We start from the raw sequence: 24,884 nt of genomic DNA, 5'->3' as shown, positions 1-24,884 counted from the left end.
GCCGCGTTCCTTGCGGAACGCGGCCTTGATGAATCCGGCAGCCGAAGCTGCGGAGGAAAATCTACTACTTGACGGTAACCGTGGCGCCGGCAGCCTCGAGGGCTTCCTTTGCCTTCTCTGCGGCTTCCTTCGTAGCGCCTTCCAGGACAGCCTTCGGGGCGCTGTCTACAACGTCCTTGGCTTCCTTCAGGCCCAGGGAAGTCAGGGCACGAACTTCCTTGATCACTGCGATCTTCTTGTCACCGGCAGCTTCGAGGATGACGTCGAATTCGGTCTTCTCTTCCTCGGCGTCGGCAGCACCGGCGGCGGGACCGGCAACTGCAACAGCAGCAGCGGTAACGTCGAAGGTCTCTTCGAAGAGCTTCACGAAGTCGGAGAGCTCGATGATGGACAGTTCCTTGAAGGCTTCAATGAGCTCTTCGTTGGTCAGCTTCGCCATGGTGTGGCGTCCTTCCTATAAGTGGTGCGCGGGCACCTTATTGGTGCGTCGGCACCGGAGTGTGGATTGGAAGAGCGATTACTCTTCGGTGGCTGCTTCTGCGGCCGGAGCTTCTTCTGCGGCGGCCGGAGCCTCTTCCGCGGCGGGAGCAGAATCGCTTCCCTCTTCAAGCTTCACGCGCAGAGCGTCGACCGAGCGTGCCAGCATGGACATCGGTGCCTTGAGGACACCGGCGACGCGTGCAAGCTGGAGCTCACGGGATTCAAGGGCAGCCAGAGCGGCAACACCGGAAGCGTCCAGGGCATTGCCCTCGAAGACACCGGTCTTGATGATCAGCTGCGGGTTGGTCTTGGCAAAATCCGTCAGGCTCTTTGCAGCTGCAACTGCGTCACCCTTGATGAAGGCGATTGCAGTAGGGCCGGCAAGCTGGCCGTCGAACGCGTCGATGCCGGCTTCCTTGGCTGCAATGCCAGTCAGGGTGTTCTTGACGACCGAGTACTTGGTGTCCTGGCCGAGCGAACGACGCAGCTCCTTGAGCTGTGCAACGGTGAGCCCGCGGTATTCGGTTAGGACAGCAGCGGTTGATTCCTTGAAATCGGTGGTGATTTCTTCAACTGCCGTTACCTTTGTTGGCGTTGCCATAACCCTCCTTCCGGGGAATAGTGCCGGTGGATCGGGTCCCGAACATAAAAAACGCCCCGGGCAGATGCACGGGGCTTAGCAGCAGGCACGCGTTGAGGCGCACCATGTGGCTGAGTTCGTTCACCTGCGCAGGCCGCCCTCTGAAGGGACTTTCGGATGTCCGATCAACCGGAGTCCACCCGCGGTCCCGGAGATCCAGGATGAGAGTGGGATTGAAAGCACATCGACCGACGGTCTTTGGTATATCCAGCGTACGGGAGATTTCCCGGCGGGACAAATCCGGTCCGGTCAGGCTTGGGGAACTACCTTCTGCCACTCCCCGGAGTATCCCACCGCAGCGAAACCGAGCATCTCATTGATGGACAGCATGTATCCGTTCTCGGCCGCGTTCCAGGTCCAGATACGCGAGGCGCCGGGAAGTGCCTCGCGCAGCCGCACCAGGTTTGCAGCCTTGAGCAGCATGCCCAGCCTGTGTCCCCGGTGCTCTTCCAGAACCAGGGTGTCATCCTGGAAGGCCACCTCAGGGTTGCTGTTGAAAACCATGAGCACCGTGTGTCCGGCCAATTGTCCGGTGGGAACGTGGCGGACAGCAGTTACCAGCTCCTCGGCGTCCATTTCACGCACCTTCCGCTCCCCCTCGCGCAGACGCGCGGCGTCCCACTGTTCCTCCTCGAGGTCCAGGCCTGCCATCGGTGCATCGGTACTCATTTTCTGCCGCAGCAGCGCATAGGCATCCACAAGGTGTTCAGGGCAGGCCCCCTGCCAGAATTCCAGGGCGTACTCCTCTGAGCTGGCAGTCGCAGCCGAGTCCAGCAGTTCCTGCCAGTCAGTGGTGCCTGTCAGGTCCAGACGGCTCACGCGTTCCACTTGCTCCAGGTCAAAGTTCCGGTCCGCGGCGAAGCATGCGGCGCCGTCCCTGGGAATAGCCCCGGTCCCGCTCTTCGGGGCCAGCATGGAAGAGGCAACAACGCCGGCGAACACCGGATGGTCGGTTTCCGCCAAAAGGGTCGTTCGCCCGTCGGCTGCCGCCGCCTGTTCAGCTGCTGCATACAACCGGTAGCCCAGGCCGCAACGGCGGAAAGCCGGAGCCACGCTCACATGCACCCAGGCAGAGTGGGTGTTATCCATCAGCGGCAGTTTCAGCGTGGCCACCCCCGCCAGCTCATCACCGACCCATGCCCCGAGCAGGAGCCGCCGCCGCATCGGTGAAGGGTGGAAGCCAGCCAGCTGCGTCGCAGGCGCGTCCCGAAAGTCGTCGTTGCCCCAGATCTCCCGCAGATTCGCATTCAGGAGCTCGACCGCGGCAGTGAAGCCCGCCGCGGCAGGATCAGCTGAATCCAAGCTCGCAGGAATGGACATCAGTGCTATCTCTGCAACTGGAAGTGTCATGGCCCACATCCTGCCCGACCTGGAGCCAGAGCACAAAAAAGCGGCCGCAGCGAAATGCTGCGGCCGCCTCTAAGACAGATCCGGGACGCGGGCGCCCCTAAGCCGGACTATGCGTCGGCAAGAACCTTGGTGACGTTCGGGTCAACGGAGATGCCCGGGCCGAAGGTGGTGGAAACGGTTGCCTTCTGGATGTAGCGTCCCTTGGCCGCGGACGGCTTCAGGCGCAGAACTTCTTCAAGGGCTGCGGCGTAGTTCTCGGCCAGCTTCTGCTGATCGAAGGACACCTTGCCGATGATGAAGTGAAGGTTGGAGTGCTTGTCAACGCGGAAGTCGATCTTTCCGCCCTTGATGTCGCTAACAGCCTTGGCGACGTTCGGGGTAACCGTGCCGGTCTTCGGGTTCGGCATCAGGTTACGCGGGCCGAGCACGCGGCCCAGGCGGCCAACCTTGCCCATCATGTCCGGGGTGGCAACGGCGGCGTCGAAGTCGACCCAGCCTGCTGCAACCTTTTCGATCATGTCATCGGAACCGACGAAGTCAGCGCCGGCTGCAATAGCCTGCTCTGCCTTCTCGCCCGTTGCGAAAACCAGGACGCGGGCGGTCTTACCCGTACCGTGCGGCAGGTTAACCGTGCCGCGGACCATCTGGTCGGCCTTGCGGGGGTCAACGCCCAGTCGGAAAGCAACCTCAACGGTCGCATCAAACTTGGAGGGGTTGGATTCCTTTGCCAGCTCTACAGCCTCAACCGGTGCGTACAGCTTGTCCGCATCGATCTTGGCTACAGCTGCTTCATATGCTTTGCTGCGCTTTGCCATCTGCTTTTTCTCCTTGTGCAGTTGTGGTCTGTCGGACCGCGCTCGGCCCTGCCACGCGCCGTCGTGCCCTGTGGCACGAACAGCTTTTTGAAAGTGTAAATGTTTGCTCGGCGGGCGGACCCGCCTCACGAAAAAGGCTAATTAGCCTTCTACGGTGATGCCCATGGAGCGGGCGGTGCCGGCGATGATCTTGGCAGCAGCCTTGACGTCGTTGGCGTTGAGGTCTTCCATCTTCATGGTGGCGATCTCTTCGACCTGCGCCTGGGTCAGGTTGGCAACCTTGGCGGTGTGCGGGGTTGCGGAACCCTTGGCAACACCGGCAGCCTTCTTGATCAGCTGTGCAGCCGGCGGGGTCTTCGTGATGAAGGTGAACGAACGGTCTTCGTAAACGGTGATTTCAACCGGGATAACGTTGCCGCGCTGGGATTCCGTTGCAGCGTTGTACGCCTTGCAGAATTCCATGATGTTGACACCGTGCTGGCCAAGTGCCGGACCGATCGGAGGAGCCGGGTTGGCGGCACCTGCGTTGATCTGCAGCTTGATGAGGCCGGTGACCTTTTTCTTGGGGGCCATGAAAGGGTCCTTCTCTAAATTATGTTCCCGGGGAACAGGAGCGTCCGTCCGGGTTGGTGGCCGCCATGGCGTGGCGGCCGGACGCTGCCGGCAGGGTAAAGCGGACCTGCAGACAACGAAGTCTTTGGTACTACTGCAGTTTGGTGACCTGGCCGAAGCCAAGCGTCACCGGAGTCTCGCGCTCGAAGATGGTCACGAGGACCACCAGCTGCTGCGACTCGGGCTTGATCTCGGAGATCGTGGCCTGGAGCGTCTCGAACGGTCCTTCGTTGACCGTGACGGGCTCGCCAACCTCGAAGTCCACTGCGTAGTTCGAAGATTCCTGCGCGGGCTTGCCGGCTTCGATCTTCGGGGACACCACGGTGTGCTCCAGCATGGAGTAAACCTCTTTGAGGCTCAGCGGCACCGGGTTGTGGGCGTTGCCCACGAAGCCGGTAACACCGGGAGTGTGACGCACAACGCCCCAGGAGGCGTCGGTCAGTTCCATGCGGACCAGAACGTAGCCGGGAATACGGACCCGGTTGACGATCTTCCGGGTGGTGTTCTTGATCTCGACGACTTCTTCCATCGGAACCTGGATCTCGAAGATGTTATCTTCCATGTCCATGGTCTGGATGCGGGTCTCAAGATTGACCTTCACGCGGTTTTCATAACCGGCGTAGGAGTGGATGACGTACCAGTCACCCTCCTGGCGGCGCAGTTTGGCCTTGAAGGCTTCTGCGGGATCTTCCTCGGGCTCTTCTTCTGAGTCTTCGGAGTCTGCGGAATCAGAGTTCACAACCTCGTCGGCGGCGTCGGCATCCTCTGCCGGAACGTCAGCCTCGGCGGGCGCCTCAACGGCGTCTGCTGCGGTTGTTTCATCCTCGGCATCCAGATCAGCGGTTTCGTCATTGATCTGTGATTCGAGTTCTTGCTCGGACACGTAGATTCCTGCTTTCTTCTTCAGAGCTCTATGGGGTTTGTCACTGGCTCTAGCTCAAAGGCCTGAGGTTCCTGCCCTTGGGGCGAAACGCAGGCCCGGAGTCAGCTTTCGCCGCTGCCCGAGCCGAAGATCGCCAGCGCGCCTGCACCAAAGACAAAATCCAGAACTGTCACGATAATCATCATCACGACCACGAAGGCCAGAACCACAATGGTGTATCTCAGCAGTTCCTTGCGGGTGGGAGTGACCACCTTTTTCAGTTCCGCAATAACCTGACGCAGGAAGAGCGCAATTGCCGCGAAGAAGCCGCGCTTCTTGGGCCCGCTGGAGGGGTGTCCCTTGGAGCTGCTGGCAGCTGTCTCGGTCACCATCGCCTCACTCATCTGTTCGGTTCACAGCCGCAGCATGTGCTGGGACTGCTGCTTCATGAAGGACTTCTGCTGAGCTGCCGTGATGACAGCCGTGCGCAGGGCAGACAGGACTCGAACCTGCAACCTGCGGTTTTGGAGACCGCTGCGCTACCAATTGCGCCACTACCCTATGGAAGAACCCACTGTACCGGTAATACCCCTCGTCAGCGAACCGGCGACAGGCACAGACCAGTGTCATGACTTCAACACGAAGATCAAGTCTACTCAAAGATTCGCCTCCCGTCGAACCGGCGCTCCGGACGGTGCCCAGGCAGTGTCCCAGCAGTGCCCCGGTACCATCGCGCCGAGGGTTGCGGAATGGGTTGCGGGATACGTTACGGAAAGCGTTCCGGGAGCGCCTTCGGGGCAGGCAAAAGCGGCTCACCGGCCGTTTCTTCCACCAGATGCCGACGAAAGAAACGGCGGCCGCACGCTGCTGCACCTAAACTGGAAGTGGCCGCCGGGAAGTCGGCGGCCCTGCACGCCACAGGTCCCATTGGGAATCACACTGCAACCACAGACGGGAACGCCATGCCTTCCACCGGCCGAATTTCAGAGCGCATCGCCTCCATCGCGGAGTCCGCGACCCTTGCCGTAGACGCCAAGGCGAAAGCCCTCAAAGCCGCAGGCCGCCCGGTTATCGGTTTCGGTGCCGGTGAGCCCGACTTCCCGACCCCCGGCTACATTGTCGACGCAGCAGTGGAGGCCGCCCGCAACCCGCGCTTCCACCGCTACTCCCCCGCCGGCGGGCTCCCGGAGCTGAAGCAGGCCATTGCGGACAAGACCCTGCGGGATTCCGGTTATGCCGTGGAGCCGTCCCAGGTACTGGTCACCAACGGCGGCAAGCAGGCCGTGTATGAAGCGTTTGCCACCCTCCTGAATCCCGGCGATGAAGTCCTGCTGCCGGCCCCCTACTGGACGACGTATCCCGAGGCCATCCGTTTGGCCGGAGGCATTCCGGTGGAGGTCTTCGCGGGCCCCGAGCAGGGCTACATGGTTACCGTTGAGCAGCTGGAAGCTGCCTGCACCGATAAGACCAAGCTGCTGCTGTTCTGCTCTCCCTCCAACCCCACCGGCGCCGTTTATCCCGCCGAGCAGGTTGCCGAAATCGGCCGGTGGGCTGCTGCCCGCGGGCTGTGGGTGGTCACCGATGAGATCTACGAGCACCTGACGTACGACGGCGTGGAGTTCACGTCCATTGCGACGGCGGCGCCGGAGCTGGGCGACAAGGTGGTTGTGCTCAACGGTGTAGCCAAGACCTACGCGATGACAGGGTGGCGGGTGGGATGGATGATCGCCGCCCCCGACGTCATCAAGGCTGCCACCAATCTGCAGTCACACCTGTCCTCAAACGTTGCCAACGTGTCCCAGATGGCGGCCCTGGCCGCCGTCTCCGGTCCGCTGACCGCCGTCGAGGAAATGAAGCAGGCCTTCGACCGCCGCCGCAAGGCCATGGTTGCGGCGCTTAACTCCGTTGACGGCGTCGAATGCCCCATGCCCGAAGGCGCCTTCTATGCCTATGCGGATGTGCGCGGGCTGCTCGGCAAGGAGTTCCCGGGTGTGAACGGTCCGGTCCGCCCGCAGACCTCCGCTGAGCTGGCCGCCCTGATCCTGGAGACGGTGGAGGTGGCAGTGGTTCCGGGCGAGGCGTTCGGCCCCTCCGGTTACCTTCGTCTGTCCTACGCGCTGGGCGATGAGGACCTTGCCGAGGGCATGTCCCGCCTGACGGAATTCCTCGGCGGCGCCGCCTAGAGCAGGCGCCGGTCGGCGGCCCACCGGCTGAGCTCGTGCCGGTTGGAGAGCTGCAGCTTCCTCAGGACGGCCGAAACATGGGTTTCCACCGTCTTGACGGAGATGAACAGTTCCCGGGCCACCTCCTTGTAGCTGTAGCCCCGCGCGATCAGCCGCATAACCTCCAGCTCCCGGGTGGAAAGGCGGTCGAGTTCGTCGTCGACCGCCGCCACCGCCGCCGTCCCGAAGGCATCCAGCACGAATCCTGCAAGCCGCGGTGAAAACACCGCGTCGCCGCCGGCCACCCGGACGACGGCGTCGGAGATTTCTGCGCCGGAAATCGTTTTGGTGACGTAGCCGCGGGCTCCGGCGCGGATCACGGTCACCACGTCCTCAGCCGCATCCGAAACACTCAGGGCCAGAAAGCGCGTTGTTCCGAGCAGGTCCCGGCAGCCGGCGATCACCTCCGCTCCGCCGCCGCCCACCCCGCCGGGCAGATGGACATCAAGGAGGACGACGGCGGGGCGGTGCGTGCGGATCGCGGCAACGGCCGACTCCACCGTGTCCGCCTCAGCCGTCACGCGCAGCCGGGCGTCCAGGTCAGCCTTGAGGCCTGAGCGGAAAATTGCGTGGTCGTCCACGACCACAACGTCGATGGGGGCGGTAATCATGGTTGCTCCGATACGGGGGGAGTGTCTGATGGGTGGAGAGTGTCTGATGCGGGGTGGTTCTCCGTGTTTTCCGGGGGCGTGCGGGTGAGCGGAAGCGCCAGGCGTATTTCTGTTCCGTCCGGCCCGCTGCGGATAACGGCGGTGCCCCCATGGCGCTTCATTCGACCCACAATGGATTCGCGGACACCGAGGCGGTCAGCGGGAACCTGCTGCGGATTGAATCCTTCCCCCCGGTCGCGGATAAACACTTCCGCCCGGTCCGGGGTGCATTCAACATAGACGGACACCGGGCCCGGTGCGTGCTGGGCCGCATTGATCAGCGCCGCCCGTGCGGCCAGCACCATGGCTTCCGTTGCGGAGCTCAGCGATGCATCGCCAACGGCCACCACTTCCACGGGATACCCGTATTCGTCCTCGACATGCGCTGCGGCGGCGGTGATGGCCTCGGACAGCTGACCGGCCGTTCGCGGATCGTCGAGATAGAGCCAGCGGCGCAGCTCGCGCTCCTGTGCGCGGGCAAGACGCAGAACGTCCTGCTCCGAACCGGCCCGGTTCTGGATAAGGGCAAGGGTCTGCAGCACCGAGTCGTGCAGGTGGGCGGCAATTTCGGCCCGTTCACGTTCCCGGATACGCCCTGCCCGCTCTGCTTCCAAGTCACGCCAGTACTTGACGGCCCAGGGCGCGAGGACCAGCCCCACGCCGCCCAGGACAGCGGCGGCGGCCAGCAGCCCGGCGAGCAGGATGTCCCAGGCGAAGGCGTCGGAAACCATGAGCAGCACTCCGACAATAACCAGCAGCAACCCTGCCGCCAGCCGAAGGACCCCGGACCGGCGGTCCGCGCCCGCACTGCTGATGAGTCCTGCCCGCCGGGTTTCATCAAGCTGGGACCAGGCCAGGACGGCTCCGACGGCGATTGTCCCCACTGGGAGCAGAACCGGCCAGTTCACCTGTGCGCCGAACCGCTGGGCAATGAATGCGCCCCCGACAAACAGCAGCGCCAGGCCGCCCAGAACCTCTCTGCTGGCCGCCGCCGCAACCCAGCCGGAACGGGCGGCGCGGGCAGCCTCCGGATCGGATCCGGAAGCTGCAGGATCTTGTCGGCTGAGGTACTCCGCGAAGTTCCTTGCCACACTGCGCGGGCTGCGGTCCGCCTCGGCGCCGGCAGCCGCTTCCTCGGCTGTGGGCACCAGAACCCACAGCCACGCATACAGAACCACCCCGGCCCCTCCGGCCAGCGCGAGCACCGCCATCAGCACGCGGACCAAGGTTACGGACCAGCCCAGATGCGCAGCAACGCCGGAGCAGACGCCTGCCATCAGGCGGTGATCCGGACGGAGCAGCGGAGCGAACATATCCTCATCCAAGCACGTCCTCGCCCGCATCCGGGGACGATTACGGGTCTCCAGCTGATGTTCAGGCCGTTTTCAGGGTCCGCTCAGGGAAGTCCCCGATGCGCTCCGGCTGCTGCGCAAACAAAGATGGTCTTATGAACCCGCACCCAGCAGATCCGGATTCGTCCGGCTCCCCCACTGAACCGCTGCCGCCTTTCACCCCAGCGGACAACCCCACCCTGCCGCTTCCGCCGTTTTCGGCACCGGGCTCGCACCGGGTCCCCGGGGCAGGATTCGGTTCCGGCGCCGGAACCGGAACCGACACTGCTCCCCGCCCAAACGGATTCTTCACCTGGCTCCGGTCCCTGGGCATTGTCCGCGGAGAAGAAGACCGGTGGCTGGGCGGAGTCTGCTCGGGCATCGCGGCGCGGACAGGTCTGGATCCTGTGCTGGTCCGGGGCCTGTTCATCGTGCTGGGACTGTTCGGGGGCGGTCTGCTGCTCTACGGTCTGGCCTGGGCCCTGCTGCCGGAACCGGACGGACGCATCCACACCGAGGAAGCACTGCGCGGTTCCTGGACGTCCGGAACCACCGGAGCCCTGGTGGCCTGCCTCCTGGGTGCGGGCAGCCCCAGCATCTTCTGGGCGGGCGACGGCCTTCTGGGTGGATTCTTCTGGACGCTCTTCTGGATTGTTGGGCTGGCTCTGGTGGCCTACTGGGTCTTCACCCGTTCCCGCCGCAGCCCGGAAAAGCTCCGCACCAGCCCCTCTTCAGCGGGAGGCGCCGCCGGGCCGGCGTCGGACGCTCCGCCGGCGTCGTATCGGTATGCACCCGGCACGCCGACTCCGAATCCGCCGGACTTCCCCGAACCCCGAGGGGCCAAAGCGGCAAAAATTGACCGCGGCCGGACCCGGACCTCTCCGGCCGCGGCCGAAGCGGCGCTGGTCCTGGGAGCCGTGCTGCTGGTTATCGGCACGGTCCTGACCTTGGACTATGCCGGTTACGTCAGCATTGAACATCCCGTGGCCGTGGCCCTTGCAGCCGCTGCCGTAGCCAACGGGCTCGGAATAGTCGTCCTCGGTGCGCTGGGCAGGTCCTCCGGAATCCTGGGGCTGACAGCCATCGCCGCCTTGGTTGCGGCCGGCGTTGCCGGCACCAACCTCGGTACTTACGGCACCGTCGTCGTGGCCAACCAGGCCGACTGGGTGCCCACCACATCGCAGCCTGCCGCGGCCGGCTATACGCTCGCAGGCGTCGATGGGCAGCTGGACCTGCGCTACCTTTCCAACGAAACAGACTTTCCAGTGGAGGTACCGGTGGGCCTCGCTGCGAGCGACCTCACCATCCTGGTGCCGGACAACATCCCCGTGGTGGTCCGTGCAGACATGTTTGCCGGCAGTGTAATGATCGACGACGGTGTCAGCCTCACCGATTCCAGCGGATTGTGGAAGTCATCCGACCAGCGGCTGAATGACCCGGAGGGCGAGGCCCTCGTGCTGCGCATCAAGGGAGCCGCCAGCACCGTGCTGGTGACCGTGAACGAAAGCGACTTGAACCGATGACGACCTCCCCCTCCAATATTTCCTTCGACAGCTCCTCTGACCCGGTTCCCGGCAGGCGCCCACCCCGCACATCGACCATTGTGTGGGGGCTGCTCATCACCGCCGTCGGCGCGCTTCTGCTGGCCTGGCAACTGACCGCCGTCAGGCTCGATCCGCTGGCCGTCCTGCTCGGTCTGACCCTTGGCACAGGAGCCGCCCTGCTGATCGGCGGCGCCATTGCCGCTATGGGCGGCCGCAACCGGGAACGCCCCTGACAATCGGGCGCCGAACGCGATGCTGTTTCACCCCGGGCGGAAACGCCTTCCAACCACTTCCAGAACAGGCAGTCTGTAGATTATGAACCGTTTCTTTAATATGTTGCGTTCCTCCCCCGTCCGCAGGACCCGCGGCTGGGCAGGAGGCGTCTGTGCAGGAATTGCCGACCGGTACGGCTGGGATGTATCGGCGGTGCGGATCGCCGTCCTGCTCAGCTTCCTGCTCCCGTTCGTAGGCGTTTGGACGTACCTCGCCGCTTGGCTCCTGCTGCCCAAAACCGACGGCACCATTGTCCTGGAACGCCTGCTCGGAAACCGCTAGTCCGGCGGCTCACCTGGCCCGGGGGCATCTCATTTGCCCCGTATGACGCCGGTTGAGTCCCGCTGCGATGGCTGCCGGCCCGGCGGTGGCTAGAATCGAGGCTGAAGATCCACCAGCCGCGCACAACCGAACCAGAGGTTTCAACCATGAAGATCGGCATCCTGACCAGCGGAGGCGACTGCCCCGGACTCAACGCAGTGATCCGCGGAGCGGTTTTGAAGGGGATCAAGGTTCATGATGTGGAATTCGTGGGCTTCCTGGACGGATGGCGCGGAGTGGTGGACGGCGACATCATCGACCTGCCCCGCAGCAGTGTGCGCGGCATCTCGAAGCAGGGCGGAACCATTCTGGGAACCTCCCGCACCAATCCTTTCGACGGACCCAACGGCGGACCCGCAAACATCAAGGCCACGATGGACCGGCTGGGGGTCGATGCCATCATCGCGATTGGCGGCGAGGGCACGCTGGCAGCTGCGCAGCGGCTCACCGACGCCGGGCTGAACATCGTGGGCGTCCCCAAGACCGTGGACAACGATCTGGATGCGACCGACTACACCTTCGGCTTTGACACAGCGGTGCAGATCGCGACCGAGGCCATTGACCGGCTGCGGACCACCGGCGAATCCCACCACCGCTGCATGGTTGCCGAGGTCATGGGCCGCCACGTTGGCTGGATTGCCCTGCACTCGGGCATGGCTGCCGGAGCACACGCCATCCTGATCCCGGAGAACCCGCAGAGCCTGGACCAGATCGCGGAGTGGGTCACCCAGGCCCGGGACCGCGGCCGTGCGCCTCTTGTCGTCGTCGCTGAAGGCTTCGTCACCACCGATATGGAGTCCCCCCACTCCGAACGCGGGCTGGATGCCTTTGGCCGGCCCCGGCTCGGTGGAATCGGAGAACTGCTGGCCCCGGAGATTGAGGCCCGCACCGGCATCGAAACCCGCGCCACGGTCCTGGGCCATATCCAGCGCGGCGGCGTTCCCACCGCCTATGACCGCGTATTGGCAACCCGCCTGGGCATGGCGGCCGTGGACTCGGTCATCGACGGCCTGTGGGGCACCATGGTCGCCCTGCACGGCACGGACATCGCACACGTGGGCTTCGAGAAGGCGCTGGACAACCTCAAGACGGTCCCCCAGCGCCGGTACGACGAAGCAGCCATTCTGTTTGGCTAAACCGGCAGGCACCTTGGCAGCGGCCTCGTGCAATGGTGAACGGTGCTATGTGCAGACCGGTGTAATTTGAAACGTATGAATTTGGACCCCGGAACGATTGCGATCATTCAGCTCGCCTGGTCCCGGCGCCTCGGTCTGGCAGACGATGCACTGGCCGGTGCCCCAGACGGCACCCGCATTTACAGCGTCCAGGACCAGTCACCCAGCGTGTCCTTTACCCGGCTGTTTGGGCGCGAAGTTTTCTGCGGACCCCAATGGGCCATTCGGCGCGCACGCGGCAAGTCAGCGGACGAGCTGAGCCGGCACACTGCCCTCGCCGGCCTCTCACAGGAGTACGGCGGGCGGACGGTCAGTTCCGAACACCTGTGTTTTGCCGATTCGTTTCCGCCGCCGGTGGAGCCGGAGGACGAACTTGCCGTCAGCGAGGACCGTGGCTTAGCTGTTCAGCTGGAACGCCTGTGCCCGCCCGATGACGTGGCTGAGGCGGGCCTGGCACACCAGGAACAGCTGTTCATAGTGGTGGATGACAGTACGGACGCTGTTGTTCCCCTGGCCGGAGCGGGCTACAGCATCCGCGACGGGATCCTGGCGGACATCGTCTCACTGACCCCTCCGGCGTACCGCAGGCGGGGGCTGGGACGCCACATCACGTCCGTGGCCGTCGAGGAGTCCATGGCTGCCGGGCTGATCCCGCAGTACAGGGTTCCACTGGACAACGTTGGCGCCGCCCGGACCGCAGCAGGAGCAGGCTTCGTCGCGGCTGGCATCCGCTCGGAAGTCCGGCTGTCTTCTTAGCGCCGGCTAGAGCAGTTCCAGCAGTTCCTGCCGGGAGAAATACTCTGCGGTTGCCCGCGCGGAAGGCGTACCGGCGTCCGGATCCGCTCCGGCCGCGGCAAGGATCTTCACTATCTCCGGGTAGCCCTTGAATACGGCGCCTGCCAGCGGCGTCTGGCCCCGGTCATTCTGCGTATCCACGTGGGCGCCCCGTTCCACCAGCAAAGCGGTGAGGTCCGCATGCCCGTGGTAGGACGCGAGCATCACCAGGGTGTCCCCGGATCCGTTGGTCAGGTTCACCGGGACCCCGGCGTCCAGGTAGCCGCGGATTCCTTCGGTGTCTCCGGCCCGCGCGGCGTCAAACACCAGGCCCGCAAGCTCAATGATGTCGTCGTCGATCTCGGGACGGGGTTCCGGGGTGCTCATAGATCTCCTCTGGGGGGTGTATCCGGGTCTGACGTCTTTTTGCCGGGTGCTGCTAGGGCCGCGGTGTCCGCAGGAAGCCCGTGGCGCGTCCCACGACGGCGCCGGCGTCGGGAGCCACGATGGTTTCCTGGGCAGCCGCGTAGGGCTCGCCGTCGTCGTCGACCACCAGCTGGACGCTGGGATCCGCTGACCGTTTGATGACGGCCAAGGCAACCGCGCCCATTTCATAGTGCTGTGCCACGGACGTGACGGTGCCGATCTTGCGTTCACCCAGCAGAACCGTGCTCCCCGGGGCGGGAAGGGTGTGCTGGGACCCGTCCAGCTGCAGGAAAACGAGCCGGCGGGGCGGATGGCCCAGGTTGTGCACGCGGGCGATGGTTTCCTGGCCCTTGTAGCAACCCTTGGCCAGGTGAACCGCGGTACGGATCAGGTCCAGTTCGTGCGGAATGGTCTTCTCATCGGTTTCCGCACCCAGCCGGGGACGCCAGGCGGCAATGCGCAGGGCTTCGGAGGCCATGGTGCCGGCCAGCGAGCGGCCGGAGGCCTCCACTGCCTGTTCCAGTTCCGACGCCGGAATGAGGTACTCCTGCCAGGGTCTGTCACGTCCGGGATGGGAGTCCTCCGGCACCACTGAGTAGGCAAATCCGCCGGGGCCGACGTTGGGCCACGGATCGGTCCAGGAGCGGTACCCGGACCATTCCGGAACGGGCGAGGTGGTTCCGGCTACGGCCCAGTCGGCACTGACGTCGGCCACTTCCACCCGGAGCATGAATTTCATGCGCTGCAGGAACTCGGCAAGAGCCGGCGCTTCGGCTGCTTCGACGATCAGCCAGGCGGCGGCGCCGTCGTCGATAAGCCGTGCGTCGTGCTCGATCCGGCCCTGGACGCTCAGCAGCAGCAGCTCCGAGCTCTCCCCGGGCTGCAGGTTGGTCACGTTCTGGGAGGAGAGGGTGTTCAGCCAGCTCAGCCGGTCGGGGCCGCTGACCGTGACCACGCCGCGGTGCGACAGGTCGGTCACGGCGTTGCCCCGCGCCAGTTCGCGCTGTTCTCGCAAGGGGTCACCGTAGTGGGCGGCGACACCGGCATCAAGGCCGCCGGCTTCCACCGCGCCGTGGCGGGACAGGAGAGGGCTCACATAAGTCATAAAGCGTGCAACGTCCTTGCAGGGGCGGCTATTCCGCCCGGCAGCTGCGGTACAGGAATCAGGATTTTTTCTTGAGGATGGCGGAGGCGTGCGCCTTCAGGGCGTTGCCGCCGTCGGCCACGTCCCAGCGCCAGAACAGGTCACCGTTGACCAGGCCGAAGATCCGGGTGGCCGCGGTGTATTCCTTGGAGTTGACGCCCCGCATGACGAGGTCGGTGCTCAGCTGAATCTGCGGGCCCTTGATCTGCCCGTAGTACAGTTCGGCAATCCCGCCGGGATGAACAATGGTGGCAGTGATGTCGAAGCCCCCGCTGTCATTGCGGAGCTTCTCCACTTCGTCCGCGCTGCGCAGCGCCGGAACGATATCCGCAGGCGTCAGCCCGGGGCCGCCGTCGGCTTCATTAAGGGGACGGTCGAGCGCCCAGAAGCCCGTCTCGACGGCGAGCGGGCGCAGGACGGTGCCCTCCTCATCCGTGAGCCAGCTTTCTGCCTCATATTTCAGGTACGGCAGTCCGTTTTGGCTGAAGGTGACGCGCTGGGTGAAGTGCTCGGACTCAGCCTCACCTTCTCCCAGCCTGCCGGAACCTTCCCAGACACCAAGGAGCCAGGACAGCGGCACCAGTTCAGGGGTTAGATCTGTGGGGATCTCCATGGGCATGGCGCTCACCTGCTCCTTAGGTTGCTGCGGGTGGGTTACTTCTGCCCTTTGTACAGGCGACTGATGACCAGACCGGCAAAGCCGGCCATGGCAACGCTGGAGAGGCCCAGCAGGACGATGAAAAAGATTTCAATAGCTACAAGCGAATCCATAGCTACATCCTAACCGGAGCCGCAGACGTTTCCCCACATGACGTGCCGCTGCGCCTGCCCGGATGGAATCTTGGGCCCGCAGTGCTGCTTTGGGGATAATTCAGGGAATCAGCAGGGCGGCCATGAAGTAGACCACGGAGCCCAGCGCGACGACGGGCGCCAGTGCCAGCGCCAGCTGTCCGCGGCGGGTGGGGATGTCTTCACGGGAGAGCACCAGCCGGCGCACGGCCATGATTACCGCAGCACCGACCGCGCCCATCAACGCTGCGGCCGCGGGATGAACGCCGGCTTCGGACTGCACTACGCCTGCCAGTGCACCGGCCAGCGCGCCTGCAACAACACCCAACGGTGCGGCAATCCGGTCCGGCAGGGGGATGAGCGAGACAGCCAGGGCAACGAGGATGCCCGCCGCGGAGATGGTGAGACCGGCCGGGCTGCCGTCGGCAGCGGCGAGCCGGTCCGCTGCCACCCAGCCGGATCCGAACACCGTCAGCAGGACACCGGCAATGTTGCCAATGGTCGACTCCAGGCGCTGGGCCTGACCGGTTCCCCGGAGCAGCTGGATCAGGAAGATGGCGCCGACTCCCACCGCCGCTACGGCCGGCAGCCAGACAAGCAGGGCGGTGGCCGGGGCAACAAAGGCTGCGGCACACGCGGCTGCGCCGGCGAGCGCCAGGATTGCACCCTGGGTTTTCTTGGCAGGGACATCCAGCAGATGCGGCCAGCCGATTCCCACCAGCACCGCAAGCAGGCCGGTTACGACGGCGACTGCCGCCACTGACCAGTACGAAGCACCTACGATGCCAATGAGGGCTGCTGCCGCCAGCACCGCTACGCTCCAAAGTTTCACTTAAGCCATCCTGCCTTATTACGCGGTGCAGATGAAAGCTACAGGTCCGCCGGAGCGCCGTGGGTATACTTTCAACACTTCGCCCCCTGCGGATGTGGCCAAGCTTGTGCCCGATGATGTGCGCCCAAACTCTCGGAGGATCCATGTCGCACATACTGCTGCTGACCAACAGCCCGGGACCTTCTGTGGAGGTCCTGCCGGCGCTGGGCCTGCTGAACCACAAGGTCCAGGTGGTTCCCGCCGAGCCCACCGCCCTGCTGGACACCGAACCCAGCGACGTGGTGCTTATTGACGCCCGCAGGGATTTGGTTGGCGCCCGCTCCCTCACGCAGCTGCTCAAGGCAACGGGTCTGGACACGCCGCTGATCCTCATCCTGACTGAGGGCGGCATGGCCGCCGTGGCTGCCAATTGGCTCGCCGACGACGTCATCCTCGACTCCGCGGGCCCGGCGGAGCTGGAAGCCCGGCTGCGCCTGATGTCAGCCCGGCTCCATTCGGGATCCGACACGGCGGCATCGGAGATCCGCGCGTCCGGCGTCGTCATTGATGAGGCCAGCTACACCGCCCGCGTCAACGGCACCGCCCTGAACCTGACGTACAAGGAATTTGAGCTCCTGAAATACCTGGCGCAACATCCCGGGCGCGTCTTCACCCGGGACCAGCTGCTGCACGAGGTCTGGGGCTATGACTATTACGGGGGCACCCGGACGGTGGACGTGCATGTGCGGCGCCTGCGGGCCAAGCTGGGCCCGGACCACGAGAACCTGATCGGCACCGTACGCAATGTCGGATACCGTTTCACCCGCTCCCGCCTTGCCGGCGAATCGGCGCAGGCCGCAAGCCAGGACGCCTGAACTCTGCATGCAGGACAGGGCGTGGTATCCGGCACCCGCTTTCGCTGTTGCCGCCTTGCCCGCCGCCGTCCGGGCGCTACGCTTCTTCAATGAAAGACGAACGTGTGATGCCCTGGACCGTAGCCCTGACCAAGGGGACCCCCGAACCGGATCTGCTTGCCCAAATCCGTGAGCTGGCGGCTGCCGCCGCCGAGGCCGACGGCAATCCTCCGCTCTCCGAGCAGACCCTCGTTGACTTGCGCTCGGCCGAAACCGGCCCGAACGCACTGCTGGTTTTTGCCACCTGCGCCAATGATGAGTCCGCTGATCATTCAGCCGCCCAGGCGCTGGCCGGCGTCGCCGTCCTGACCGGCGGCACCGCGGAAGAAGCGGGAGTCCTGGAACTGGTGGTGCACCCTTCGTACCGTGAGAAGGGCGTGGGCACCGCGCTTGCGTCCTCTGTCCAGGAGCAGGTGAATGCCGGTTCCGTCCCGGCACCCCAGGCGTGGTCGCACGGAAATCATGAGGCCGCCGTCGAACTGGCCCGGATTTTCGGCTACCGTCCCGTGCGTGAACTCCTGCGCCTGCGCCTCACCCGGGGTGCGGACACCGCTGAACTGCCGGCTGCCTCCCTGCCCGAGGGCGTCTCCCTGCGCGCTTTCCGGCCCGGCGCTGATGAGGACGCTTGGCTGGCGGCCAACGCTGCAGCCTTTGCCCATCACCCCGAACAGGGCGGCATGACGCGTGCCGACCTGGACGCCCGGATGGCAGAGGACTGGTTTGATCCCGAAGGTTTCCTGCTGGCGGTCCGGGACGACGACGACGCCATCCTCGGCTTCCACTGGACCAAGGTCCATCCCGGCGCCGGCGGGCATCCGTCCATGGGAGAGGTCTACGTGGTGGGCGTGCTCCCGGAAGCACAGGGCATGGGGCTGGGACGCACCCTCACCGTTGCCGGCATCAGGCACCTGCAGGACGCCGGACTCCAGGCGATCATGCTTTACGTGGACGCCGACAACGCCCCTGCCATGGCGCTGTACAAACGGCTGGGATTTGTCCGCTGGGATGCTGATGTGATGTACGCGGCCGGCAAGGCCTAAACAGCTTGTAATGTTGATTTGACGGATATCACCCCGGGCACGAGCCCGGGGTATGTCCGAACCGCCGCCATACTGCAGGGAGAGACCATGGGATCCGATACCGCCGCTGAGCCGCACTACACTTTCGGGTCCGCGGAGTCCATGTCGGCACCCCGTGCCACGGAGGACCGGATTGATATCCCGGATTTTGGTCCGGCCCTGGTCCCCGAGGGAGATATCAGCCCGGAACGTTTCCTGGACCGCGAAATCAGCTGGCTCCACTTCAACGCCCGTGTCCTCGAACTGGCGGAAGATCCGGACCTGTACCTTCTGGAGCGGGTCAGCTTCCTGTCCATCTTTGCGTCCAACCTGGATGAATTTTTCATGGTCCGCGTGGCCGGCCTCAAGCGCCGCATTGCCACCGGGCTGGCGGTTCCCTCCGCCGCAGGCCTGAGCCCGGTTGAGCAGCTGGAGCACATCGTGGAGGCCGGCTACCGCCTCCAGCAGCGCCACGCGGAGGTCTTCGCCAAGCAGATCCGTCCCGCGCTCGCGGAGGAACAGATTTTCCTGGTGGGCTGGGACGAGCTTGACGACACGTCCAAGGCCTACCTGCACCGGCAGTTCGCGGCCAAGGTCTTCCCGATCCTCACACCCCTGGCCGTGGACCCCGCGCACCCGTTCCCCTACATTTCCGGGCTCTCCCTGAACCTGGCCGTGGTGGTCCGCAATCCGGTCAGCGGCAAGGAGTTCTTTGCCCGCGTCAAGGTCCCGGACCAGCTGCCCCGCCTGCTCTCCGTGGACGGCCCGCGCGCCGGAAACGTCGCCGGGCGGGTGGCCCGCTTCATTCCGCTTGAAGACGTCATTGCCGAGCACCTGGACCAGCTCTTCCCCGGCATGGACGTCATGGAACACCACGCCTTCCGCGTCACGCGCAACGAGGACCTGGAGGTGGAAGAGGACGACGCCGAGAACCTGCTGCAGGCACTGGAAAAGGAACTGCTGCGACGCCGCTTCGGCCCGCCCGTCCGCCTGGAAGTCACCACCGACATCAACCCCAGCATCCGCGAACTGCTGGTGCGCGAGCTGGGCGTTGAAGAGGACGAGGTGTATGCGCTGCCCGCGCCGCTGGACCTCCGGGGGCTGGCCGGCATCAGCCGGATCGACCGGGCGGACCTGCACTACCCCAAGCAGGTTCCTCACACCAGCGCGCTCCTGAAGGAATCCGAGACTTCCAAGCCGGCGGATGTGTTCGCCGCCATGCGCCGCCGGGACATCCTGCTGCACCACCCGTACGATTCCTTCTCCACGTCCGTCCAGGCGTTCCTGGAGCAGGCCGCGGCGGATCCGCGCGTGCAGGCCATCAAGCAGACCCTGTACCGCACCTCGGGCGACTCCCCCATTGTCGATGCGCTGATTGACGCCGCCGAATCCGGCAAGCAGGTGCTGGCCCTGGTGGAAATCAAGGCCCGCTTCGACGAGCAGGCCAACATTTCCTGGGCCCGCAAGCTGGAACAGGCCGGCGTGCACGTGGTGTACGGAATCGTGGGCCTGAAAACCCACTGCAAGCTCTCCCTGGTGGTCCGTCAGGAAGTGGACGGGCTGCGGCGCTACTGCCACATCGGCACCGGCAACTATCACCCGCGCACCGCCCGCTACTACGAGGACCTGGGACTGCTGACTTCCAACGAGCAGGTGGGTGAAGACCTCACGAAGCTCTTCAACCAGCTCTCCGGCTACGCCCCGAAGTCCACCTTCAAGCGCCTGCTTGTGGCTCCCCGGTCCGTGCGGTCCGGCCTGATTGACCGCATTGAGCGGGAAATCGCCAACAAGAAGGCCGGTCTTAGTGCCCGCGTCATCATCAAGGTCAACTCCATGGTGGACGAGGCGATCATCGACTCCCTGTACCGCGCCTCGCAGGCCGGTGTCCGGGTGGACGTCATCGTGCGCGGCATCTGCTCGGTGCGCCCGGGCGTCCCCGGGCTCAGCGAAAACATTACGGTCCGCTCCGTCCTGGGCCGGTTCCTGGAACATTCGCGCGTGTTTGCCTTTGCCAATGCCGGCGACCCGGTGGTGTTCATCGGTTCGGCGGACATGATGCACCGCAACCTGGACCGCCGGGTGGAGGCCCTCGTGCAGCTGGCCTCCCGGGACGACATCGCCAACCTCATCTCCCTCCTGGACCGCTACATGGACCCGACCACGGCAAGCTGGCACCTCGAAAGTGACGGCATCTGGACCCGGCACCACAAGGACGAGGAGGGCGAGCCGCTGCAGGACGTGCAGTCCTGGCTGCTCGCCTCCCGGTCCCGCCAGCGTGCCGTCGCCCGCCGCTGATGGCCATGTCCACCGAACAGCGGACTTCCATGAGTGAGCGCACCGAGGTTTCCTCTGTCCGAAGCACGAAAGGCGCGGAGGAGACGGGCGGCAAAGCCATCCCCAAGGAGGGCCCCGCCGCCTACGAAGACATCAAGGTGGTTGCTGCCGGAGGTCTGTGCTGGCGTATCCGCGGCGGGGAGCTGGAAGTCCTGATGATCCACCGCCCCCGCTACAAGGACTGGTCCTGGCCCAAGGGGAAGATCGACAGCGGCGAGACCACACCCGAGTGCGCCGTCCGTGAAGTCGAAGAGGAAGTTGGAGTGCGGATCCGGCTGGGCATCCCGCTTCCGGCCACGGTGTACCCGGTGTCCTCGGGCATGAAGATTGTCCACTACTGGGCTGCCCGCATCCAGGAGGGCAAACCCCATCCGGACGGCAAGGAAGTGGACGGAGTCCGCTGGTGCTCCCCCGCGGAAGCCCATGCCGAGCTGACCAATCCCTCGGACCGGCTGCCGCTGCGTGCCCTCGAAGAGGCCCATGCCGACGGCAGGCTGCGGACCTGGCCGCTGATCATCGTCCGGCATGCCAAGGCCAAGCCCCGCTCCTCCTGGACCCGCGCCGAGGGAGACCGCCCGCTGGCGGCGACCGGCCTGCGCCAGGCCCAGGCCGTTTCGCGGCTGCTGAGCGCCTGGCTGCCGGACCGGGTCATTTCCAGTCCCTGGGTGCGGTGCGTCCAGACGGTGCGCCCGTATGTGAAAACCCGGACTGTGAAGTTCAAGACGGTGGACGCCATTACCGAGCACAGCGCCAAACGGAAGCCGGGCAAGGCCCGCAAGGCAGTGGAAGCACTGTTCGACAAGGCCAAGCCCGTGGTGCTGTGCACCCACCGGCCGGTGCTGCCCCTGACCTTCGAGGTACTCTCCGGGCACATGCCGACGGGCCTGGCCATCGGATTGCCGGGGAAAGACCCCTACCTGGCCCCGGGTGAAGCGATTATCTGCCAGGTCAGTTCCGCCGAGGAGGGACGGATTGTTTCGTTGGAGCGGTTCCGGGCCTTCGACGACTGACCGTGACGGGCCGGCAGCTGAGCCGGCGGCCCGCGTCAGCGTGGCGCGCATCGCACTGCCGGCCGGGCCCGCTGCCCCCTTGCCGGCGTCGGCGGTGGCTAGACTGGAGCGGTGACTATCCCAACCCCGTACGAAGACCTGCTCCGCGACGTCATGGCCAACGGAACGCAGAAATCCGACCGTACCGGCACCGGAACGCGCAGCGTGTTCGGCCGCCAGATGCGCTTTGACCTCAGCGAATCCTTCCCGCTGATCACCACCAAACGGGTGCACTTCAAGTCCGTGGCCCTGGAGCTGCTGTGGTTCCTGCGCGGAGACTCCAACGTGCGCTGGCTGCAGGAGCGCGGGGTCAGCATCTGGAACGAGTGGGCGGACGACGACGGCGAGCTGGGCCCGGTCTACGGCGTCCAGTGGCGCTCCTGGCCCGCTCCGGACGGCGGACAGATCGACCAGATCGCCAAGGTGGTCGAAAGCATCCGCACCAACCCGGATTCCCGCCGGCACATCGTCACGGCCTGGAACCCGGCCGAGGTGGACAACATGGCCCTGCCGCCCTGCCACGCACTGTTCCAGTTCTACGTGGCCGACGGCAAGCTCTCCTGCCAGCTGTACCAGCGCTCCGCCGACCTGTTCCTCGGGGTCCCCTTCAACATCGCCTCCTACGCCCTGCTGACGCTCATGGTCGCCCAGCAGACCGGCCTGGAGCCCGGCGAATTTGTCTGGACCGGCGGTGACGTCCATATCTACGACAACCATGTGGATCAGGTCCGCGAACAGCTCAGCCGCGACCCCTTCCCCTACCCGCAGCTGCGGCTGGCACGGAAGCCGGATTCCATCTTCGATTACGCGCTGGAGGATTTCGAGGTGCTGGATTACCGCCACCATCCCGGCATCAAAGCTCCGATAGCAGTCTGAAAGGCCTCGTCTTGAGTGAATCCGCGGGTATCCGCTATTTCCCCACGGGCAGCGACAGCCGCGCCGAGGAGCATCCTGCCGGCATGGACCTGGACGAGGCACTGGCCGCCGCCGGTCCGTCCGGTGTACCGCAGCCGCTGGTGGGAATGATCTGGGCCCAGACGCTCGACGGCGTCATCGGCCGGGACGGCGGCATGCCGTGGCACCTGCCTGAGGACCTGGCGCATTTCAAGAGGACCACCGCCGGGCATCCCGTCATCATGGGCCGGCGCACCTGGGAGTCCTTTCCGGCCGCCTACCGCCCGCTGCCGAACCGCACCAACATTGTGGTGAGCTCCAGCGACACGCTGGCTGCGGAGATTTCCCCGGCGGGCGCCGTCGTCGTTACCTCGCTGGAACAGGCGCTGGACACTGCACGCCACAGCCCCGGCGGAGAGCAAATCTGGATTGTGGGCGGCGCGCAGCTGTACGAGGCCGCCGCCCCGCTGGCGGACGCCGCCGTCGTCACCGTCATCGATGCCAGCACGGAGGGTGATACCTACGCGCCGCATTTGGGCCCGGACTGGGGCTTCACCGCGGTCAGCCCCGCCGAGGGCTGGCACACGGCGGCCAACGGCACCTCCTACCGGATTGCCCTTTGGACCCGGGACCGGGACGCCGAGGACGGCGTCACCAATCAGCACGGCGGGCCAACCCTGCCCTAAACTGGGAAGCATGACTTTCGCAGCTACCCCTGTACCCACCGCGGGCTTCATCGGCTGGCGGGGCATGGTCGGTTCAGTCCTGATGCAGCGCATGCAGGATGAGGGCGACTTTGACCTGATCAACCCCGTGTTCTTCTCCACCTCCAACGCAGGCGGCGCCGCGCCGGCCTTCGCCGAAGGTGCCGGAGAGCTCCAGAACGCCTATGACATTGAGACGCTGGCCAAGCTGCCGATCATTGTCACGGCCCAGGGCGGCGGCTACACGTCCGAGGTTTACCCCAAACTGCGCGACGCCGGCTGGAACGGTCTGTGGATCGACGCCGCCTCCACGCTGCGCATGGAGTCGGACTCGATCATCGTCCTGGATCCGGTGAACCGGGATGTCATCGACGCCGGGCTGGCCCGGGGCGTGCGCAACTTTGTGGGCGGCAACTGCACCGTGTCCTGCATGCTCATGGGCCTGGGCGGACTGTTCCGCAACGGCCTGGTGGAGTGGGGCACGTCAATGACCTATCAGGCAGCCTCCGGCGGCGGAGCCCGGCACATGCGCGAGCTGCTGAACCAGTTCGGCTCGCTGAACTCCGTGGTTGCGGACCAGCTTGCGGACCCCGCCTCGGCCATCCTGGACATTGACCGCGCGGTGCTGGCCCAGCAGAAGAATCCGGATCTGGACACCTCGCAGTTCGGTGTGCCGCTGGCAGGTTCGGTGATCCCCTGGATTGACGCTGACCTGGGCAACGGCCAGTCCAAGGAAGAGTGGAAGGCCGGCGCCGAGACCAACAAGATCCTGGGCCGGGAGACGGCCGGACGGATTCCGTTTGACGGGCTGTGCATCCGCATCGGCGCCATGCGCTCGCACTCGCAGGCACTGACCCTCAAACTCACCGAGGACCTTTCCGTGGCGGAAATTGAGCGCATCATCGACGCGGACAACGAATGGGCCAAGGTGGTTCCCAACACCAAGGAAGCCTCCATGGCTGAGCTGACCCCCGTGGCCGTCAGCGGTAGCCTGGACATCCCGGTGGGCCGGATCCGCAAGCTGGAGATGGGCCCGCAGTACATCAGCGCCTTCACCATTGGGGACCAGCTGCTCTGGGGTGCAGCCGAACCCCTCCGGCGCATGCTGCGGATCGCAACCGGAAACCTCTAAGCCCCGCCAGGCCCCCAGGCCTCAAGCCTGCCAAGCTGCAGGCCTAACCAACCGACAAAGCGGACCCCTTCCTGAAGGAACGGGTCCGCTTTTGTCTGCCCATCGAGTGTCAGTGGCAGGTGGGAAGGTGCGGCTATGGACAAGTTCACCGTGGAAGAGATTCTCCGCACGTTCTTCACCTTCAGCGCCGAAGGCAGGCAGACAGCCACCGCAGCGCGGTACGGCAGGGTCCTGGCACAGTTGCGGCTGTACCTGGAAACGGACGGCTGGATGTACCTGACGCCGGACCGTGCCGCCCTGCTGGATCTGGAGCGGGCCTTTGCGCCGGAGAACGCCTTTGTGCGGCTCTTCGATGCCGAGGACCTGCTGTATACGCTGCACGGCTTTCTGGGGCCCCAGTGGCTGCTCCCGGGGCTGCAGGACCGCCGCACCCAGGTCAGCCTGACCTCCCGGCTGGTGCAGTGGCTCTGCAGCCGGGCGCTGGTGGACCGGTCCTGGCATGCCGGGCAGGTTCGGGACGTTCTGGCCGCGGCGGAAGTCATGCGCCGGAACCGGGGCACCCCGTCCTAGGCGGCACCGG

At 65.2% G+C, this 24,884-nt stretch carries 27 protein-coding genes and 1 tRNA gene; 14 read left to right on the top strand and 14 right to left on the bottom strand.

All coding sequences use genetic code 11. The features are described from left to right. Positions 1 to 64 precede the first annotated feature (64 nt). The 8 genes from rplL to AC4D2W_RS08265 all read right to left on the bottom strand — a co-directional run bounded on the left by rplL (position 65) and on the right by AC4D2W_RS08265 (position 5,320). Entirely contained in the window at positions 65 to 439 is a 375-nt protein-coding gene (gene rplL / locus AC4D2W_RS08300; RefSeq protein WP_400931145.1) for a 50S ribosomal protein L7/L12, read from the bottom strand. Between the two features lie 78 nt (positions 440 to 517). Next, positions 518 to 1,081 (bottom strand): 50S ribosomal protein L10, encoded by a 564-nt coding sequence (gene rplJ / locus AC4D2W_RS08295; RefSeq protein ID WP_268910939.1) that lies wholly within the window; start codon positions 1,079 to 1,081, stop codon positions 518 to 520. A gap of 288 nt (positions 1,082 to 1,369) precedes the next feature. Then, positions 1,370 to 2,470: a GNAT family N-acetyltransferase gene (locus AC4D2W_RS08290; protein WP_490926438.1), complete on the bottom strand. Its 1,101-nt coding sequence runs from the start codon at positions 2,468 to 2,470 to the stop codon at positions 1,370 to 1,372. A gap of 107 nt (positions 2,471 to 2,577) precedes the next feature. Beyond that, positions 2,578 to 3,285, bottom strand: a complete 708-nt coding sequence (gene rplA / locus AC4D2W_RS08285) for a 50S ribosomal protein L1 (RefSeq protein WP_400931139.1) — start codon at positions 3,283 to 3,285, stop codon at positions 2,578 to 2,580. Between the two features lie 141 nt (positions 3,286 to 3,426). Next, entirely contained in the window at positions 3,427 to 3,858 is a 432-nt protein-coding gene (rplK, locus tag AC4D2W_RS08280) for a 50S ribosomal protein L11 (RefSeq protein WP_104052758.1), read from the bottom strand. 130 nt (positions 3,859 to 3,988) lie between these two features. Then, positions 3,989 to 4,780 (bottom strand): transcription termination/antitermination protein NusG, encoded by a 792-nt coding sequence (gene nusG / locus AC4D2W_RS08275; RefSeq protein ID WP_490926437.1) that lies wholly within the window; start codon positions 4,778 to 4,780, stop codon positions 3,989 to 3,991. 101 nt (positions 4,781 to 4,881) lie between these two features. Beyond that, complete coding sequence (secE, locus tag AC4D2W_RS08270) at positions 4,882 to 5,163, bottom strand: preprotein translocase subunit SecE (protein WP_400931134.1); 282 nt, start codon at positions 5,161 to 5,163, stop codon at positions 4,882 to 4,884. A gap of 84 nt (positions 5,164 to 5,247) precedes the next feature. After that, positions 5,248 to 5,320 (bottom strand) — tRNA-Trp (locus AC4D2W_RS08265). A 401-nt stretch (positions 5,321 to 5,721) separates the two neighbouring features. Between AC4D2W_RS08265 and AC4D2W_RS08260 the strand changes: the two genes are divergently transcribed. Further along, on the top strand, positions 5,722 to 6,942 hold the full coding sequence (locus AC4D2W_RS08260) for a pyridoxal phosphate-dependent aminotransferase (protein ID WP_490926436.1): 1,221 nt from the start codon (positions 5,722 to 5,724) through the stop codon (positions 6,940 to 6,942). On the opposite strand, the gene AC4D2W_RS08255 is transcribed toward AC4D2W_RS08260, so the two are convergent. Next, a complete protein-coding gene (locus AC4D2W_RS08255) occupies positions 6,939 to 7,592 on the bottom strand; it encodes a LuxR C-terminal-related transcriptional regulator (RefSeq protein ID WP_490926435.1) in 654 nt (217 codons plus the stop codon). The genes AC4D2W_RS08260 and AC4D2W_RS08255 overlap by 4 nt on opposite strands. After that, entirely contained in the window at positions 7,589 to 8,956 is a 1,368-nt protein-coding gene (locus AC4D2W_RS08250) for an ATP-binding protein (protein WP_490926434.1), read from the bottom strand. The genes AC4D2W_RS08255 and AC4D2W_RS08250 overlap by 4 nt, the downstream gene beginning before the upstream one ends. A gap of 122 nt (positions 8,957 to 9,078) precedes the next feature. On the opposite strand from AC4D2W_RS08250, the gene AC4D2W_RS08245 reads away from it, so the two are divergent. From AC4D2W_RS08245 to AC4D2W_RS08225, 5 genes are all read left to right on the top strand, one after another. Continuing rightward, positions 9,079 to 10,485: a PspC domain-containing protein gene (locus AC4D2W_RS08245; protein WP_490926433.1), complete on the top strand. Its 1,407-nt coding sequence runs from the start codon at positions 9,079 to 9,081 to the stop codon at positions 10,483 to 10,485. Next, positions 10,482 to 10,739 (top strand): hypothetical protein, encoded by a 258-nt coding sequence (locus AC4D2W_RS08240; protein ID WP_490926432.1) that lies wholly within the window; start codon positions 10,482 to 10,484, stop codon positions 10,737 to 10,739. Before AC4D2W_RS08245 ends, AC4D2W_RS08240 begins: the two co-directional genes overlap by 4 nt. Before the next feature lie 82 nt (positions 10,740 to 10,821). Further along, positions 10,822 to 11,061, top strand: coding sequence for a PspC domain-containing protein (locus AC4D2W_RS08235; RefSeq protein ID WP_400931124.1), 240 nt, complete (start codon positions 10,822 to 10,824; stop codon positions 11,059 to 11,061). A gap of 146 nt (positions 11,062 to 11,207) precedes the next feature. Further along, entirely contained in the window at positions 11,208 to 12,236 is a 1,029-nt protein-coding gene (locus AC4D2W_RS08230) for a 6-phosphofructokinase (protein WP_490926431.1), read from the top strand. A gap of 75 nt (positions 12,237 to 12,311) precedes the next feature. Next, positions 12,312 to 13,031 (top strand): GNAT family N-acetyltransferase, encoded by a 720-nt coding sequence (locus AC4D2W_RS08225; protein WP_490926430.1) that lies wholly within the window; start codon positions 12,312 to 12,314, stop codon positions 13,029 to 13,031. Positions 13,032 to 13,037: 6 nt separating this feature from the next. Here AC4D2W_RS08225 and AC4D2W_RS08220 read toward each other — a convergent pair whose 3' ends face one another. From AC4D2W_RS08220 to AC4D2W_RS08205, 4 genes are all read right to left on the bottom strand, one after another. Then, positions 13,038 to 13,436, bottom strand: coding sequence for an ankyrin repeat domain-containing protein (locus tag AC4D2W_RS08220; RefSeq protein WP_490926429.1), 399 nt, complete (start codon positions 13,434 to 13,436; stop codon positions 13,038 to 13,040). Between the two features lie 52 nt (positions 13,437 to 13,488). Continuing rightward, positions 13,489 to 14,580 carry a CAF17-like 4Fe-4S cluster assembly/insertion protein YgfZ gene (gene ygfZ, locus AC4D2W_RS08215; RefSeq protein ID WP_490926428.1) on the bottom strand — a complete coding sequence of 364 codons (1,092 nt, stop codon included), beginning with the start codon at positions 14,578 to 14,580 and terminating at the stop codon, positions 13,489 to 13,491. 58 nt (positions 14,581 to 14,638) lie between these two features. Next, positions 14,639 to 15,238 (bottom strand): heme-binding beta-barrel domain-containing protein, encoded by a 600-nt coding sequence (locus AC4D2W_RS08210; RefSeq protein ID WP_490926819.1) that lies wholly within the window; start codon positions 15,236 to 15,238, stop codon positions 14,639 to 14,641. A 252-nt stretch (positions 15,239 to 15,490) separates the two neighbouring features. Further along, entirely contained in the window at positions 15,491 to 16,240 is a 750-nt protein-coding gene (locus tag AC4D2W_RS08205) for a hypothetical protein (RefSeq protein ID WP_490926427.1), read from the bottom strand. 143 nt (positions 16,241 to 16,383) lie between these two features. Here AC4D2W_RS08205 and AC4D2W_RS08200 point away from each other — a divergent pair, with 143 nt between their 5' ends. From AC4D2W_RS08200 to AC4D2W_RS08165, 8 genes are all read left to right on the top strand, one after another. Beyond that, positions 16,384 to 17,094 (top strand): winged helix-turn-helix transcriptional regulator, encoded by a 711-nt coding sequence (locus tag AC4D2W_RS08200; protein ID WP_490926426.1) that lies wholly within the window; start codon positions 16,384 to 16,386, stop codon positions 17,092 to 17,094. Positions 17,095 to 17,183: 89 nt separating this feature from the next. After that, positions 17,184 to 18,173 (top strand): mycothiol synthase, encoded by a 990-nt coding sequence (gene mshD, locus AC4D2W_RS08195; protein ID WP_490926425.1) that lies wholly within the window; start codon positions 17,184 to 17,186, stop codon positions 18,171 to 18,173. Between the two features lie 87 nt (positions 18,174 to 18,260). After that, positions 18,261 to 20,486: an RNA degradosome polyphosphate kinase gene (locus tag AC4D2W_RS08190; RefSeq protein WP_490926424.1), complete on the top strand. Its 2,226-nt coding sequence runs from the start codon at positions 18,261 to 18,263 to the stop codon at positions 20,484 to 20,486. Between the two features lie 29 nt (positions 20,487 to 20,515). Then, a complete protein-coding gene (locus AC4D2W_RS08185; protein ID WP_490926423.1) occupies positions 20,516 to 21,535 on the top strand; it encodes an NUDIX hydrolase in 1,020 nt (339 codons plus the stop codon). A 111-nt stretch (positions 21,536 to 21,646) separates the two neighbouring features. Beyond that, complete coding sequence (locus AC4D2W_RS08180) at positions 21,647 to 22,450, top strand: thymidylate synthase (RefSeq protein ID WP_400931104.1); 804 nt, start codon at positions 21,647 to 21,649, stop codon at positions 22,448 to 22,450. Positions 22,451 to 22,461: 11 nt separating this feature from the next. Continuing rightward, entirely contained in the window at positions 22,462 to 23,154 is a 693-nt protein-coding gene (locus AC4D2W_RS08175; protein WP_490926422.1) for a dihydrofolate reductase, read from the top strand. Positions 23,155 to 23,164: 10 nt separating this feature from the next. Then, positions 23,165 to 24,304 (top strand): aspartate-semialdehyde dehydrogenase, encoded by a 1,140-nt coding sequence (gene asd, locus AC4D2W_RS08170; protein ID WP_490926421.1) that lies wholly within the window; start codon positions 23,165 to 23,167, stop codon positions 24,302 to 24,304. Between the two features lie 135 nt (positions 24,305 to 24,439). After that, positions 24,440 to 24,874: a hypothetical protein gene (locus tag AC4D2W_RS08165; protein WP_490926420.1), complete on the top strand. Its 435-nt coding sequence runs from the start codon at positions 24,440 to 24,442 to the stop codon at positions 24,872 to 24,874. The last annotated feature ends 10 nt before the right edge of the window (positions 24,875 to 24,884 follow it).

Source organism: Arthrobacter sp. TJ-58 (genome assembly GCF_058269295.1).
Note: the sequence above shows the minus strand (reverse complement) of the source record. Positions and strands in the feature narration are given on the sequence as shown.

What these genes read in the sequence shown, in the direction of transcription:
- rplL (WP_400931145.1), bottom strand. Translation starts at nt 439, where the DNA reads ATGGCGAAGCTGACCAACGAAGAGCTCATTGAAGCCTTCAAGGAACTG.
- rplJ (WP_268910939.1), bottom strand. Translation starts at nt 1,081, where the DNA reads ATGGCAACGCCAACAAAGGTAACGGCAGTTGAAGAAATCACCACCGAT.
- AC4D2W_RS08290 (WP_490926438.1), bottom strand. Translation starts at nt 2,470, where the DNA reads ATGACACTTCCAGTTGCAGAGATAGCACTGATGTCCATTCCTGCGAGC.
- rplA (WP_400931139.1), bottom strand. Translation starts at nt 3,285, where the DNA reads ATGGCAAAGCGCAGCAAAGCATATGAAGCAGCTGTAGCCAAGATCGAT.
- rplK (WP_104052758.1), bottom strand. Translation starts at nt 3,858, where the DNA reads ATGGCCCCCAAGAAAAAGGTCACCGGCCTCATCAAGCTGCAGATCAAC.
- secE (WP_400931134.1), bottom strand. Translation starts at nt 5,163, where the DNA reads ATGAGTGAGGCGATGGTGACCGAGACAGCTGCCAGCAGCTCCAAGGGA.
- AC4D2W_RS08260 (WP_490926436.1), top strand. Translation starts at nt 5,722, where the DNA reads ATGCCTTCCACCGGCCGAATTTCAGAGCGCATCGCCTCCATCGCGGAG.
- AC4D2W_RS08255 (WP_490926435.1), bottom strand. Translation starts at nt 7,592, where the DNA reads ATGATTACCGCCCCCATCGACGTTGTGGTCGTGGACGACCACGCAATT.
- AC4D2W_RS08245 (WP_490926433.1), top strand. Translation starts at nt 9,079, where the DNA reads ATGAACCCGCACCCAGCAGATCCGGATTCGTCCGGCTCCCCCACTGAA.
- AC4D2W_RS08240 (WP_490926432.1), top strand. Translation starts at nt 10,482, where the DNA reads ATGACGACCTCCCCCTCCAATATTTCCTTCGACAGCTCCTCTGACCCG.
- AC4D2W_RS08235 (WP_400931124.1), top strand. Translation starts at nt 10,822, where the DNA reads ATGAACCGTTTCTTTAATATGTTGCGTTCCTCCCCCGTCCGCAGGACC.
- AC4D2W_RS08230 (WP_490926431.1), top strand. Translation starts at nt 11,208, where the DNA reads ATGAAGATCGGCATCCTGACCAGCGGAGGCGACTGCCCCGGACTCAAC.
- AC4D2W_RS08225 (WP_490926430.1), top strand. Translation starts at nt 12,312, where the DNA reads ATGAATTTGGACCCCGGAACGATTGCGATCATTCAGCTCGCCTGGTCC.
- AC4D2W_RS08220 (WP_490926429.1), bottom strand. Translation starts at nt 13,436, where the DNA reads ATGAGCACCCCGGAACCCCGTCCCGAGATCGACGACGACATCATTGAG.
- ygfZ (WP_490926428.1), bottom strand. Translation starts at nt 14,580, where the DNA reads ATGACTTATGTGAGCCCTCTCCTGTCCCGCCACGGCGCGGTGGAAGCC.
- AC4D2W_RS08210 (WP_490926819.1), bottom strand. Translation starts at nt 15,238, where the DNA reads ATGCCCATGGAGATCCCCACAGATCTAACCCCTGAACTGGTGCCGCTG.
- AC4D2W_RS08200 (WP_490926426.1), top strand. Translation starts at nt 16,384, where the DNA reads ATGTCGCACATACTGCTGCTGACCAACAGCCCGGGACCTTCTGTGGAG.
- mshD (WP_490926425.1), top strand. Translation starts at nt 17,184, where the DNA reads ATGAAAGACGAACGTGTGATGCCCTGGACCGTAGCCCTGACCAAGGGG.
- AC4D2W_RS08190 (WP_490926424.1), top strand. Translation starts at nt 18,261, where the DNA reads ATGGGATCCGATACCGCCGCTGAGCCGCACTACACTTTCGGGTCCGCG.
- AC4D2W_RS08185 (WP_490926423.1), top strand. Translation starts at nt 20,516, where the DNA reads ATGAGTGAGCGCACCGAGGTTTCCTCTGTCCGAAGCACGAAAGGCGCG.
- asd (WP_490926421.1), top strand. Translation starts at nt 23,165, where the DNA reads ATGACTTTCGCAGCTACCCCTGTACCCACCGCGGGCTTCATCGGCTGG.
- AC4D2W_RS08165 (WP_490926420.1), top strand. Translation starts at nt 24,440, where the DNA reads ATGGACAAGTTCACCGTGGAAGAGATTCTCCGCACGTTCTTCACCTTC.